Genomic DNA, 13,667 nt, shown 5'->3' on the forward strand with positions numbered 1-13,667 from the left:
AAATTAACGCGATAGTCTACATCCAGTTTCTTCCATAAGCTTTAACAGGTACTTGTTTCCTGTCTAACGTGTTCGCCCGGTTCTGCCGGGCTTTTTTTTACCTTAAATCTGGCAAGGCAATACAAACTAGTCGTCAATTTTAACGCCCATATCGGCAAAAATCTCCAACATATCTTCACGCTCGATGCGACGCACATTTAATACAAACATAATTTGTAACAATAGATCGGCGCCCAATATGCCTTTGTTCACTTTATTTCTCAGGTTGTCTGCGCTTTGATCGATCCCCATACTGGATAAGCGATCGCTAAGATCCTGATATTTAACGCCCCGGCGTGACATTTCAGCCTTAAGCAGACGTTGAACCAGTTGTCTCCACTGGGCGGTAGCTGGATGTTTCTGCATGCTATAACCTCGCACTCAAATGTGACGTATAATTTACATTAATAATATTTTTTATTCAAATGAATTAAAAATAGTTTGACAGTCAAAATTTTTGCTGGCTAATATATCAATCAACAGATGAATAGTCAGTTACTTAAAAGGAGAGTAAACATGACGTGGGATCTTGATCAACTTGAGGCCCTGATTAGTGCAAACGATGACTATGTTGTCACCAAAGAAGAAGACTGTTTGCTAATTGCTAATACCGACGGGATAGATGCTTGGCTGGCCATTAGCGGAGAACAAATTTTAGTTGAGTCGTTATTGTTTTCAGCTGATGAAGTCAGCAATGCCAGCGCCTTAAACGAGGAAATTTTAAAATCACATATGATTTTCCCGTTAAGTACCATTGGTATTTCGAATATTTCGGGTAACGACTATTACATCGCCTTTGGCGCACTGAGTTCTCAGTCCAAAGAGCAAAGTATTTTAATTGAAATTGAAACCTTATTTCAGAATGTCGCCGGCTTTTTAGATGCCTACCGCGACCATTTGAAATAACAACGTCACTAGCGAGGAAACCAAGATGTCTGTGTGGAGAAAATTAGTTACAGCGGTAAAAGGCGGCGTAACCGAAGCTGCGGAAGCGGTGGCAGATAGTCAGGCTATCCGTATTCTGGAACAGGAAATTCGAGAAGCAAAAGATGAATTGCGTCAGTCCGATCACGCACGTACGCAAATCTTAGCCAAGTGCAAACTGGCACAACAAAAAGTAGATAGCTTAAATGCGTCTATTGCCCAGTATGAAGAACATGCACGTAAAGCCGTGGAGACTGACCGTCAGCTCGCGCTGGATTGCGCACAAAAAGTGGCGGAACTTAAAGGTGAATTAGATACCGAACAACAGTATTTGGATCAGTTTACTCAGTCTGAAAAACAGCTGGCACAAAATATTGCCCAGGCCAAAAACAACCTGCGTCGTTTAGAGCAGCAAGTGGATATGGTTAAAGCAACAGAATCCGTGCAAAAAGCACAGGTTTCAGTATCATCGCGTCATATGGGTGCCAACAGTAAAATGAAAACGGCAACCGAATCGCTGCAGCGCATTCAGGAAAAACAAAACATGCGCAATGCTGAATTGCAGGCAGCACAGGAACTGGCAGCCGATGAGTCAACCGACGATTTAGAGAAACGTCTGGCCGATGCCGGTATTAAAGGAGGCAAAAGTTCAGCAGATGATGAACTGGCCCGTATCTTAGGCAAATAAGGATAGTTTTAATCAATGCAAATGGTTCAGCTGCTCAGAAAACTGATACTGAAACATTTTATCCATATGCGCTGGTACTCTGTGGTACTGGCGCTTTTATTTTATGCATTCAGTAGCTGGATATTACTGGAAGCGGCGCAGGAACATGCCCTCACCCGCTGGCCGGATTTTTTATACTGGTTATTAGTCACGGGCTCAACCGTAGGTTATGGTGATCTATCACCACAAACCGATGCCGGTAAATTAATCACCAGTTTATTTGTTATCCCCTTTGGTTTAAGTATTTTTGCATTGATTGTGGGACGCGCGGCCGCCTGGCTTTCGCAGCACTGGCAAAGAGGAATAAAAGGCATGAAAAAAATCGATCTGTCACAACATATTGTGGTGATTGGCTGGCAGGGTGAACGCACCATGCAACTGTTAAAACTGCTGATTAAAGAACGTCAGGATGCCAATCGCCAGCAGGGGATCCTGTTGTGCGTAAAAGCAGATATTGAAAACCCAATGCCCGGTCAAATTGAATTTGTACGAGTTGGTTCATTTTGCAGTGAAGACGATATGCAACGCGCCAGCATCGATGATGCGGCGGTGATTATTATTGATCATCCACAGGATGATGAAACCATGACCACCGCGCTGTATTGTCATCAGCGAAACCCGGAGAATCACCTGTTGGTTTATTTTCAGGATGAGACTCTGAGTAATCTGCTTAAACTGCATTGTCCCAATGTGGAATGCACGCCGAGCGTAGCGGTTGAAATGCTGGCCAAATCAGCATTTGATCCTGGCTCCAGTGCATTACATCACGACTTACTCAGCGTGGCAGATAATGGTCAGGCACAATATTCCACCACCATCCCTTTGCTAGAAAAACCACTTAATGTGCAGCAATTATTCAGCGGGTTAAAGCAACACTACGACGCGACCTTTATTGGTCTGGGTGATAGTCACAAACAAATCAAATTAAATCCCTCCTTTGAAACCGTGGTTAACAGTGGTGACAAGGTGTTTTATATCGCGTCGCAGCGTTTAAAAAGTATCGAATGGGAACGTTTTTATGTTTAGCAAATGGTTTGGTAAAAAAGAGCAGGACAACAAAGTTAAAACCCCGGAAATTATGGGTTTGTATTTAGGTGGTTCGTTTGAATTAGATGCCCTAAAGCTACGCCTGATCCAGCCTAATTTAATTATCGACAACGCCGCATCCCAGCAAATTATTCAGGCAGTGGGTGAAGTCAATCTGGATACCGGCGGTAAAATACTGCGCTTTTATACCGATGACGATGCCTTTATTCAGGTGGCACTGGATGGTGGCGATACAGAAAATCACATTACCGATGTCAAACTCTGGTATTTCTACGAAACCCAAACGGTCGGTTCCGACAGCCAGTGGCAGCAGCTGCTAAAAAGCGGAATTTCAACGGCTGAATACAGTCTGGAAGGTCACCAGTTTAGCCGGGTGTGGAATGCCATAGGCAATGATTCACCACCAGTTGCCATGACCGAAAAAACCTATGAAGAAGATGGCGATACCAGCGAAACCGACCAGTTTATGATGTTGTATGAACGCGATATCGGTGACGAGCAATTTGAATTTTTAATGGTAAGCGGTGAAGAAAAACAAGTGGGTGATAATCTCGACCGCTGTCTGGTCATTAGCACCGGATTTAATTTGCAGCCAGCCGACATCCGCATTAACGGCTAACACGAAAACATCAACTCAAAGGATATTCTTATGGAACAAATACTTTCTTCTTTATCTGGCCTCGGCAACTTCGCTCTGTATTTCATCAGCGCCATTGTTTTATTGTTTGTTTTTAAAATTCTGTACGCTTTTGTTACCCCGCACGATGAGTGGAAACTGGTAAAAGAAGACAAAAACGAAGCAGCCGCCATTGGTTTTGGTGGCGCCATGATTGGTTTTTCACTGGCACTGGCCAGCGCTGCCAGTAACTCTGGTTTTTTAGTCGATTTTATTGTTTGGGGTGCAGTGGCACTGGTAGCACAGTTGTTTGCCTTTGCGTTATTACGCTTCACCTTTATGCCCAAAATTGTTGAACGCATTAGCAACAATGAAACCTCGGCCGGCATTATGTTAGCGGCAATGTCGATTGCAGTGGGTTTATTAAACGCAGCCTGCATGAGCTACTAAGGAGAGTTCACTGTGACATCGAGCAAACGTAGCCAAGGCATAAACCTAAGCCGGATGCGCAAGTATTTTGCGCCACGCCCGATTGCGATTGGCGTGACCGCGATTATGTTAAGTGCCTGTGGTGATAAACAAGAAGCCACCATTTATACCAATGCCGACGATTGTGCAGATGCCAATCCAGGACAGGAAGCACAGTGCAAAGCCGCCTTTGAACAGGCACTGGCCGATGCCGAGCGTACCGCCCCCAAATACAAAAGCATGAGCGACTGTGAGTACGAATTCGGTTATGACCGCTGCCATGCGGTGAATAACAGCTCTGGGTCGTTTTTTATGCCTTTTATGGCAGGTTACATGTTAAGTAATTTGCTAAATCCGGGGCCGTATTATTCGCAGCCAATGTTTACCTCTTATTCGCGTTACTCGCCCTACCGCAATCAGTGGATCACCACAGACGGTCGTAATTATGGCAGCTTAAGCAATCGCCATTACCGCGTGGATAAAGATGTTTTCAAACCCAAACCTACTGTAAATCGCACCATGAAACGCGGTGGATTTGGCTCTAGCGTGCGCGCTAAAAGCAGCTGGGGCAGTTCAAGCCGTGGCGGTTGGGGCGGCTAACGCCAATCCAGTAATTATGTTCCGAATTCCAATTACTCCCAGAGCGGGCTGGCAGCAGCAAGCCCGCGATTTTGGCTTTCATTTTCATACCATGTACGGTGAACCTTACTGGGATGAATCTGCCTATTATCAGTTTTCACTTAAGCAAATCGAAAACGATTTGGAAGATCCCAGCGCCGATATTCACCAAATGTGTTTGCAGGTGGTGGATGAAGTAGTCAAAAGTGAAGAGCTGCTGACTAAATTCAGCATTCCACAGGCATTTTGGCAGCCCATTGCTGATTCATGGTTTAGACAAGATCCGAGCTTATATTCACGGCTCGATTTTGCTTACGACGGCAAATCCGCCGCTAGGCTGTATGAAAACAACGCAGACACTCCAACCTCCTTATACGAATCAGGATTTTGGCAATGGCTGTGGTTACAAGGTCAGGTTAATGCTGGTTTAATCAACCGCCGCGCCGATCAATTTAATTCATTACAGGAAAAGCTGATCCAGCGCTTTGCCCAAATAGCGCAGCACTATCAGCTAAATCAAATGCACTTTGCTTGTTGTCAGGATACCGATGAAGATCGCGGTACAGTGCAGTATTTGCAGGATTGCGCAGCCGAAGCGGGCTTAAAAACCGACTTTGTATATATTGAAGATATTGGACTCAGTGAAGATGATTATTTCACTGACTTAAACGACAGCGTCATCAACAGCCTGTTTAAGCTCTACCCGTGGGAATTTATGCAGCGCGAAGAGTTTGGCCAGCATATTGAGCGCGCCAGTATTAACTGGTTAGAGCCGATGTGGAAATCGGTATTATCCAATAAAGCGCTAATGCCGATGTTATGGAAACGCTTCCCTAACCACCCTAATCTGCTGCCCGCCTGGTTTGAAGATGAACTCAGCAAAGCCGATTGTTCACAGCTGGTAAAAAAACCGATTTTCTCGCGTGAAGGAGCTAATGTAAGCGTAATTAAAAATGGCGAGACGGTACTCGCGGCCGACGGCCCCTACGGCGAGGAAGGCTTTATTTATCAGGCATGGCATGCACTGCCTAAATTTGGCGATAACCATACCCTGATTGGCTCATGGCTGGTGAACGACCAACCGGCAGGTATCTCGGTACGCGAAGATAAATCCCTGATTACACAGGATATGTCGCGTTATCTGCCCCATGTGATTTTGTAGAACGACATCAAGTGCAAAAATTTATTCACACCACTAAAAATAATACGGACATTATTCCTTATACAGATTAAATATAGAACCAACTATTGATACTACATTAATCTATATATAACTTTCTTCCTCCCGTTAATAAAACACACTACTGATACACTAAATGTTTCAAAGCGTACTTCGATTTTGTGGTTTTCAAAGCAATGTCGTTACTTCCGAAAAACTTGTCGCCACATTAGGCAGTCTGGTGGCTATTTCCTTATGCTTATGCGTAACCGCATTTATCACTGATACAACAGGAACCATGGCGATTTTACCCTCCATGGGTGCTTCGACCGTACTACTTTTTGCAGTCCCCCATGGCCAGTTATCCACTCCGTGGGCTGTTCTTGCTGGCAATGTATTTTCGGCAATAGTCGGCGTAACCTGTGCTCAGTATATTGACAACATCTATATTGCTGCACCTCTTGCCGTTGCTGTTGCCATTTTTGTGATGCACTTGTCACATTGTCTGCATCCCCCTGGTGGTGCCACAGCATTAGCCGCAGTCATTGGTGGTACCTCAGTACATCAACTGGGTTATTGGTATGTCATCACGCCTACGCTGATAAATTGTCTGATTCTTTTAAGCGTTGCGATTGCGTTTAATAACCTGTTTTCCTGGCGCCGTTATCCACAACACCTTATGCGCTATCAGGAAGTCGGTTACCACCCGGATACACGTCGAATAGAAATGCGGCACATTCATGAAGCAATCGCCCGGTCAGAGCTGGTGATTGATGCAAGTGACAAGCAAATCAAACACATCGTTGATCTAGCCGATGCCATCTTGCATGAAGAACTGAGCGCAGGTTTTAAACTTGAATCTGGCGCATTTTATACCAACGGAAAACCCGGTCGATTATGGTCAGTTCGTCAAATCCTGGAACTTCATACAGACACCAACAGTGCAAAACACCTTGTCATTTATCGAGTGGTTGAAGGGGATAAAAAAGGGGAATCTGACTACTGTAGCATGCAAGAATTTGTCGAATGGAGCAGTTCTAAAATGCAACCGAAAAAGGTACAACAAGAAAATTCAGCAAGATAATAATCAAAGCCAGAGAGTGTTTATCTTTGTTCATGTTTATGTTGTAAGCTGAAAGGCTACAAGCCAAACCAGAAATGATAAAGACGTAAGTTATTTTAGTTTAAATACGCCTTAAACCAGCTGACCAGTTCTTTTACTGCGGCTGGTTTATTCACCGATAAAAAGTGATTGTCATCGGGATAAAGCGCTAATAATGTTTGATGCATGTGTTTGCGAGATAAATAGGCAGGTTGTGAGAATAAAAATAAGCTTTTTCATTAGAATTCCATTTCTAAAAAAGGGTTGTGAGGTTTAAGACAACTATTCAGCTCAAAGTAAAAGAATTAGGTTAATAGCCCATTAAACAACATACCGGGCATAAAAAAGCTAACAGCAAAGGTTGTTGAACCGGTTAGTAACAATGCAGCACAGCAAAATGAGGCTTGCACCGCGAATACCCGAGGTTGGGTAGAAGCACTGTTTATCATGGCGATACAGGCTATTTCAGTAGTAGTTTTAACACTTTGGAACCAATGTTGAAGGTGCTTTAAAACCGGTACTAAATACACCGTCATAATGGCAAAGACCACTTCAACCCCGCCAAACTGAAAGGCCAAGGCAATTTCAGGCGCGAACCAACCTGCAATACCAATAAACAGCCAAAATGCCGCTTTTTGGTATCGGTTTAAATCCTGCCATTTGATCATGTCTAATCCTTAAAATTACCTGTTACATTGGTGATATTAGCCAGTAAAACAGAGCGTATAATTTGCGTAAAAACAGTATATTAAATCAATATATGCATAAAACAACTGATTTCAACTCAGCCGTTGCAAATGGGATCAAAAAGATAAAGCAGACTTAACAGAACTAATCTTGCCACTCACTACGCAGCAACGAAAACTGGTTTAAATCAACCAACTTACCTTTGAAATAACGCGCCTGACGCAAAGTGCCTTCAAAAGTAAAACCGGCTTTTTTCAGCATATGCTCTGATATTTGGTTACCACTAACGGTTACCGCCTGCAGACGATTAAATGAACTCGATTCAAACAGTAATTTAAGCAATAAATTTAATGCTTCACTGGCGTAACCTTTACCGCGTGCGCCACTAAAAATACGGTAGTAAATTTCACGGCCATCGATGTAATGCGCGGCTTTAAAGCAGCCTACTTCACCAACAATCCGGCCATTGTCGTCTTCTACAATCAACTTACCGGCGTGATCCTGCCAGAATCCATTTTCAGCAAATTGTTGGTTAAAAGCAGTTTCTGATTGCAAACCCACAGGCATAAACTCACCCGCATCCTGAAAATCAAACGACAAGGAATAGAGTGAGTTTAAATCCGTTTTACGCACTGTGCGGATATAGATGTTTTTTCCTTTAATCACGACCATTCCCTGAAAAGCAAATAATAAAGATAAATTACTGTAATTTATCCAATAAAATCAGATAGCTAGTTTAGATTAGCTTTTACAGCTATGTTGTAGCAAATTGTAGAAACTGAGTCGAATGTTTTGGTTTTACATGTGGGGCAAAACCCTATTCGCCCCCTGGAAAAGATTAGCAAAGGCGCTTTAGTAGATATCGCGGCGATAGCGCTGTTGATTGATCAGCTTTTCAAACTGGGTCTGGCTTAACATTTGTTGCAATACGGCATCCACGCCATGCGCCATGCCTTTGCGGCTGCCACACACGTAAATAACCGCCCCCTGTTCCAGCCAGCTTAAAAACTGCTGTTGTTGTTGCAACATCACGTCTTGTACATAGTCTGGATTTTGTTCATCACGCGAAAACGCAAGGGATAGCTGCAAACCTTGTTGCTGCCATGTTTGCATCTCGCTTTGCAGCCACGCATCTTTTTGTGGATCGCGCTCACCAAATATCAGCCAGCTTGTTGCCAGAGGTTGCTCACCTACCGCTTGCGCCCGTTCAAGAATATGCGCTCGCAAGCCCGCTAAACCGGTGCCACTACCAATAAAAATGGCAGGCACAGTGGCATCAACAGCGTAAAACGCAGGGTTCGGTTTAATTCTTAACTCAATCTGGTCTTGCAAATCGGCATGCTGAGTTAACCACCCAGAGCCAATACCTAAACCACCTTCAGCAAAACGGTGCTGACGCACGATTAATTCGATGATGTTTGCTTTGGCTACACTGGCAATGCTGTAGTGGCGAATTTCCCCACCGGGAAACTTAAGCTCTGCAATATCGCCCGCTTGCCAGTCAAAGGCTTGTTGAGTTTGCAAACTAATAAAAAACGCAGGGGCCCCTGGGCTGCCCGGATTTAACCAACGTCGATTAATTAGCTTGGCTGGCACAAATTCGCGCTCAGTATTTAAAAGCGGCTCTTCTAAAGGAGCATCACTATGAAAGCCGGATAATATCTGCCACTGGCTAATTAGCTGCTGTGGATTGTGTCCGTCACTGGCACAGGATTCTAACGGAGGCGTGAGTGCAACCGCACCTAACTCAGTGAGCCCTTGGTATAACTGGTGACCAAATCCGCAAAATTGCTGATACAACTTATCGCCCAGTGCCATGACGCTAAATTGCAAATGCGACAGATCCTGTTCGAATGTGCCTTTTAGAAAATGTCTGGCAAAGGCAGCGCCGTTATCGGGTGGTTCGCCTTCACCATAGGTTGAAACCACAAATAACGCCTGACGCGTATTGGCCAGTACATCTTCGTTTACCTGATTCAACGGCAGCAACTGATACGGCGTATTGCCATCCAGTTGTGCCGCACTCTGTCGAGCCAACGCTTCGGCAGTACCGGTTTGACTGGCATATGCCACCAATACCACGCCTTCATCGCTGATAATTTGCTGCTGCGTACGTTTATTTCTGCGTACATGATTTAACCAGCTCAATACACAAATAAATACATAAACCGCTAACGCCAGCAGTACCAGCCAAACACGTTGAGAGTCAGATATCATATAAATTACTGCGGCAACACTTCGAAGGTGGCGCTGTAACCACCGCGGCGATTGGTTGCTGGTGCTTTAGCCTGGTTATCTTCATAGCTTGCACTTAACCAGTACATGCCCGCTTCTGGCCAGGCAATAGAAATATTGCCCTGCTCATCCGCTACCGCTTTAATTTCATTTTGTGCGCTGCGATAACGCATGCCACCTGGCAAAACAATCACTTCTGCACCGGCTGCCGGTTTGCCATCCATTAACAGGGTAAATTGTGCGCTTTCACCGGCATATAAATCATTTGGATGGGTCACAGGCACCAATTCCAACCCCTGGTTAGTTGGCTTAAACACCTCAGTACTTGGTGTACCTGCCGTGATAAAGGTTTCTGTACGACGAGAAAACTGGCTCACACTTAAGTTTTTCGCATCTTTAGGTACCACTTTATCGAATTCGGCCATGTCCGCTTTTTGACCACGACGCGGCCAGCCCTGACGTTTACCGTTTGCATCTTCCCAACGAGCACGAAGTCCGCTACTGGCGCTGAAAATTTTATAAGTGCCTTCATCCGTTAATTGCAGATCGAAGTTACTGCGATGTTTACCTGTATTAGTATTTTGCAATTCAACCTTATTGCCTTTAGGACCAACAACACTCACTCCATTTAAACGATAGGCAGCGTGATCGGCATGGAAAATATCGTTAGATACCGCCGCATCAACCGTTACCCAGGCATTATCTGCAGATAACACAGTGGCAGCAGGCAAAAACCACGCACGGTGAGCTTGAGAGGCAAATGGAATGCTCAGTGCCAGTGCACCGGCCAATAAAGTAGAGACTGTACGTTTCATGTTTATTCCTTTTAATTTGTTATCGATTAACTCAATTACCAGCCGGAATTAAGGTTTTACCGTCAGGCTCACCTGACCTAATTCGCTTTTACCCTGCAGGGTTAGTGTTAGTGCTTTATCTGCCGGTAAGGTAAAGGGCACGGATAAAACTTCACGACCGCCCACTTCACGCACGGCTTCGATATAAAACTTGTATTCACCCGCCGGCAGGTCAGTTAATCCTAATTTGGCAGAATCAAAACTCAGCTGATAACTGCCCGAAGTTTTGGTTGCGCCAGTAAACGCATCCGCTGCAGCTGGCATATCTAAACCACGGCCACTACGACGCCACCATTGGCGCAAATCTTTTAACCACTCCTGACCTTTACCTTTGGCTTTATCATGGTCATACCAAAGCGCGAGATTTTTAATGGTTTTGCGATCGCTACTTTGCACCCACATAGCTAAATACGGCGCGTGATATTCCGCCACATCCAGCTGTGGTAATTCCACATTGGCTTCAAAAGTTGTTGCGCTTAACGGCAAACTCAAAGCTAACAATGGCAACAGTTTTTTCATACTTACTTTTCCCTTTTAAGGATGTACAAATAAAATCACCACTATCACCGGCAATAACACACCCAAACCGACCATAGGCCAGGTTGTGGGACGCGCACCGGCATAGCGATACAATAAAACGAATCCAGTTAAACAAAACACCACGCAGGCAATTGCAAAGATGTCGATAAACCACATCCAGCTTTTGCCGGTATTTCGTCCTTTATGTAAATCATTTAAATAAGCCACCACACCGCGGGTGGTGCGCTCGTAAACCACATCACCGCTGTAGCGGTCGATACTCATCCATGCATCACCGCCAGGCTCCGGGAGAGACAAATACAATTCGTCTTCATTCCACTCCACTTTATTGGCAGCTTTGATATACAGGGATTTTTCCTCGGCTAACCACTTTACAATTACCGTTGGCAGTGGCCCTTGTTGCAAATTTTGCAGCTCGTCTAACAACTGCTCTGGCATTGCAAATTCGAGAGTATTAATTTTTACGTCGGCGGGTATATCCGCAGCGTGATTTAAGGTAATGCCGGTGACAGAAAACATCAGCATCGCTGCCAGACAAATCGCCGAACTTATCCAATGCCATTGACGAATAGAACCAAACGACAATCGTGATTTTTTTTTAACCACTAACAGAACTCCAGGCTAGATCACGATGTGTACTGAGACTGATTTACCAGTTGCTCAAGTTGACGAACATTTTGCTGAACACCGGCTCGGTCCGGATCAATATCCAGTGACCGGCGCAACAACTTCAGAGCACTCTGGTAATCTTTTTGATCAATTTTAAGTTGCGCATGTGCCAGTAAAGCTAATATCCGGGTATCCTTTAAACTGGCAGCCCGCACTAAATATAATTCGGCTTGCTGAGGTTGATTTAACTTACGATAAACATCAGCCAACGCCAGAATGGCCTGCCCATTTGCAGGATCTTTATCCACTGACTTTTGTAGATAAACCCTGGCTTTTTTATAATCGTGCTGAGCTAATGCAAGTTTTCCATTCCAAACATTGAGACTGTCTTTTTGCAGTCCTGTTAATGACGCTTTTTCAGCAATTGCAATCAGCTTTTCAGCCTGTGGGATTTTGTTCTGGTCGATCAACCACGGCAGGGTCTGATCAAATACAGCAATTACTTGCTCACGGTTTGTTTTATCCAATTGCTGCAGACTTTGTGATAAAAGCGCCACTGCACGCTCTGGACTGCCTTCACGCACATGCAAGCCTACAGCCGTAAGGAGATTACTAATGTTACTATCTCCCAGCCGGATAGCGGCCTCCAGGCTGGCCAGTGCCGTTTTGTATCTTTTTTGCTGCATGGCAATCTGGCCACGCATAAGCCAGAACTGGGGATCATCACTATGAGCAGCTAACTGCTGTTGTAACAAAGCACTGGCGGTATCCCAGGCATGTGTTTGAATTAGTACATACAACAACCCCTGCAACCATTGTTCGTTGTCTGGCGACAAGTACATCGCTTGTTGGTATCCGGCAATAGCAGCATAGGGCTGGTCATTACGGAAATTAAGGTATGCCAGCTGACCATAGGACTGTGCATCAGACGTCCCTAATTCAATGCTGCGTGAAATATGCTTCTTAGCCTGCTTATAGTCTTTTTTTAACATATACAGCATGCCCAGCGTGCGGTGTGCCAATAGCAAATCGGGCATATCTTTTAATGCTGACTTCAGGACAGTCTCGGCTTTGTCATAGCTTTTAAGACTCAGGTAAACTTGCCCACGTAACACTTTTAGTGCGGGGCTATCAGTTCGAAAATCTTTGCCATAGAAATTGTCCCGTTCCTCAAAAGACCTGATAACAAGACGATACTCCTGTTTTTGCAGCAGAGGCTCTATCGTTTTAGCAAACTCTGTTTCTCCTGGGGATATTTTGGCAATAGTTTGATTCAATGCTGGACGCTGAATAAAAGTAAAGTCGGGTTCGGCAAATTGAATCACAATGTCGCCAGCCTGTACCTGAGTGGTCAGTAAAGAGCCCAGAAGCAGAACGGTTTTTGTCAAAATTGAAAATTTATTCATAACGAACACTCACGAATTAATTGCTATGGGCCACACAAACCGGGCCCTGACAGGCACACCATCTTTCATCGGTGCGCTAAAGCGGCTGTTTTGCACCATCTTTTTTATTTGCGGTAACAGCTCGGGGTAGTCATTCTCAAGAACTTCCAGCAGCGTAATGCTGCCATCCACATCAATTAACACTCTTAAAGAAATCATGATTTTACTGACGCCTCTTAACGTTGCTCTACGAGGCATTTTTATACGTAATGGCGTTAATAACATCGGCAGACCATCAAGGTTGTCCAGCTCAAAAACTTGGATATCGACACCAACTGACTGCCACTCGGGCATGCTGGTGTCTATTCTGGGAACGGTAGGCAATTTAATACTTAATTGCGACTGAGGAATATCCACAGTCACCACTTTTGCCTGCTGTCCTTCAACCCTCAAATGCAGGCTCTGCTCAGTCTGCCTCTGTTGCGTCTTTGGAGGAGGGGGAGGAGGCGGTGGTGATGGCATAACATCAACTTTGCGAACAGTGACACTGTCTTTATGTTCAAACACAGCTGAGCGACCTAACCACATCACTAACAAAGCTAAACTAAAGGTCGCCAGACTAAACAATACAGAAAGAGTACGGAGAGATTTCATCAG

17 protein-coding genes are annotated in these 13,667 nt (G+C 44.7%); 8 read left to right on the forward strand and 9 right to left on the reverse strand.

Going from position 1 to position 13,667, the window contains the following annotated elements:
* Positions 1–126 precede the first annotated feature (126 nt).
* Entirely contained in the window at positions 127–405 is a 279-nt protein-coding gene (locus H8B19_RS02645) for a DUF6471 domain-containing protein (protein WP_186505238.1), read from the reverse strand.
* Positions 406–555: 150 nt separating this feature from the next.
* Between H8B19_RS02645 and H8B19_RS02650 the strand changes: the two genes are divergently transcribed.
* From H8B19_RS02650 to H8B19_RS02685, 8 genes are all read left to right on the forward strand, one after another.
* Complete coding sequence (locus H8B19_RS02650) at positions 556–945, forward strand: YjfI family protein (RefSeq protein WP_186505239.1); 390 nt, start codon at positions 556–558, stop codon at positions 943–945.
* 25 nt (positions 946–970) lie between these two features.
* Complete coding sequence (locus tag H8B19_RS02655; RefSeq protein WP_186505240.1) at positions 971–1,651, forward strand: PspA/IM30 family protein; 681 nt, start codon at positions 971–973, stop codon at positions 1,649–1,651.
* Between the two features lie 21 nt (positions 1,652–1,672).
* Complete coding sequence (locus H8B19_RS02660) at positions 1,673–2,716, forward strand: ion channel (protein WP_186505587.1); 1,044 nt, start codon at positions 1,673–1,675, stop codon at positions 2,714–2,716.
* Positions 2,709–3,356 (forward strand): YjfK family protein, encoded by a 648-nt coding sequence (locus H8B19_RS02665; protein ID WP_186505241.1) that lies wholly within the window; start codon positions 2,709–2,711, stop codon positions 3,354–3,356. The genes H8B19_RS02660 and H8B19_RS02665 overlap by 8 nt, the downstream gene beginning before the upstream one ends.
* A 30-nt stretch (positions 3,357–3,386) precedes the next feature.
* Positions 3,387–3,803 (forward strand): DUF350 domain-containing protein, encoded by a 417-nt coding sequence (locus H8B19_RS02670; protein ID WP_186505242.1) that lies wholly within the window; start codon positions 3,387–3,389, stop codon positions 3,801–3,803.
* A gap of 12 nt (positions 3,804–3,815) precedes the next feature.
* Positions 3,816–4,421 (forward strand): DUF1190 family protein, encoded by a 606-nt coding sequence (locus H8B19_RS02675; RefSeq protein WP_186505243.1) that lies wholly within the window; start codon positions 3,816–3,818, stop codon positions 4,419–4,421.
* Positions 4,422–4,437: 16 nt separating this feature from the next.
* The gene (locus H8B19_RS02680) at positions 4,438–5,601 is read left to right on the forward strand and encodes a glutathionylspermidine synthase family protein (protein ID WP_186505588.1); all 1,164 of its coding nucleotides are present in this window, start codon (positions 4,438–4,440) and stop codon (positions 5,599–5,601) included.
* 154 nt (positions 5,602–5,755) lie between these two features.
* Positions 5,756–6,682, forward strand: coding sequence for an HPP family protein (locus H8B19_RS02685; protein ID WP_186505244.1), 927 nt, complete (start codon positions 5,756–5,758; stop codon positions 6,680–6,682).
* Between the two features lie 323 nt (positions 6,683–7,005).
* On the opposite strand, the gene H8B19_RS02690 is transcribed toward H8B19_RS02685, so the two are convergent.
* The 8 genes from H8B19_RS02690 to H8B19_RS02725 all read right to left on the reverse strand — a co-directional run bounded on the left by H8B19_RS02690 (position 7,006) and on the right by H8B19_RS02725 (position 13,664).
* A complete protein-coding gene (locus H8B19_RS02690; protein ID WP_186505245.1) occupies positions 7,006–7,368 on the reverse strand; it encodes a hypothetical protein in 363 nt (120 codons plus the stop codon).
* Between the two features lie 163 nt (positions 7,369–7,531).
* The gene (locus H8B19_RS02695; protein ID WP_186505246.1) at positions 7,532–8,053 is read right to left on the reverse strand and encodes a GNAT family N-acetyltransferase; all 522 of its coding nucleotides are present in this window, start codon (positions 8,051–8,053) and stop codon (positions 7,532–7,534) included.
* A 186-nt stretch (positions 8,054–8,239) separates the two neighbouring features.
* Positions 8,240–9,604 carry an NADPH cytochrome P450 oxidoreductase family protein gene (locus tag H8B19_RS02700; protein ID WP_186505247.1) on the reverse strand — a complete coding sequence of 455 codons (1,365 nt, stop codon included), beginning with the start codon at positions 9,602–9,604 and terminating at the stop codon, positions 8,240–8,242.
* 5 nt (positions 9,605–9,609) lie between these two features.
* Positions 9,610–10,437, reverse strand: coding sequence for a DUF4198 domain-containing protein (locus H8B19_RS02705; RefSeq protein ID WP_186505248.1), 828 nt, complete (start codon positions 10,435–10,437; stop codon positions 9,610–9,612).
* Between the two features lie 48 nt (positions 10,438–10,485).
* On the reverse strand, positions 10,486–10,995 hold the full coding sequence (locus H8B19_RS02710) for a DUF2271 domain-containing protein (protein ID WP_186505249.1): 510 nt from the start codon (positions 10,993–10,995) through the stop codon (positions 10,486–10,488).
* Positions 10,996–11,010: 15 nt separating this feature from the next.
* Positions 11,011–11,622 (reverse strand): PepSY-associated TM helix domain-containing protein, encoded by a 612-nt coding sequence (locus H8B19_RS02715; RefSeq protein WP_338401481.1) that lies wholly within the window; start codon positions 11,620–11,622, stop codon positions 11,011–11,013.
* Positions 11,623–11,642: 20 nt separating this feature from the next.
* On the reverse strand, positions 11,643–13,031 hold the full coding sequence (locus tag H8B19_RS02720) for a tetratricopeptide repeat protein (RefSeq protein WP_186505250.1): 1,389 nt from the start codon (positions 13,029–13,031) through the stop codon (positions 11,643–11,645).
* A 9-nt stretch (positions 13,032–13,040) separates the two neighbouring features.
* Positions 13,041–13,664, reverse strand: a complete 624-nt coding sequence (locus H8B19_RS02725; protein WP_186505251.1) for an energy transducer TonB — start codon at positions 13,662–13,664, stop codon at positions 13,041–13,043.
* Positions 13,665–13,667 lie beyond the last annotated feature (3 nt).

The sequence above is a fragment of the Neptunicella marina genome (assembly GCF_014270035.1).
Lineage (GTDB): Bacteria > Pseudomonadota > Gammaproteobacteria > Enterobacterales > Alteromonadaceae > Neptunicella > Neptunicella marina.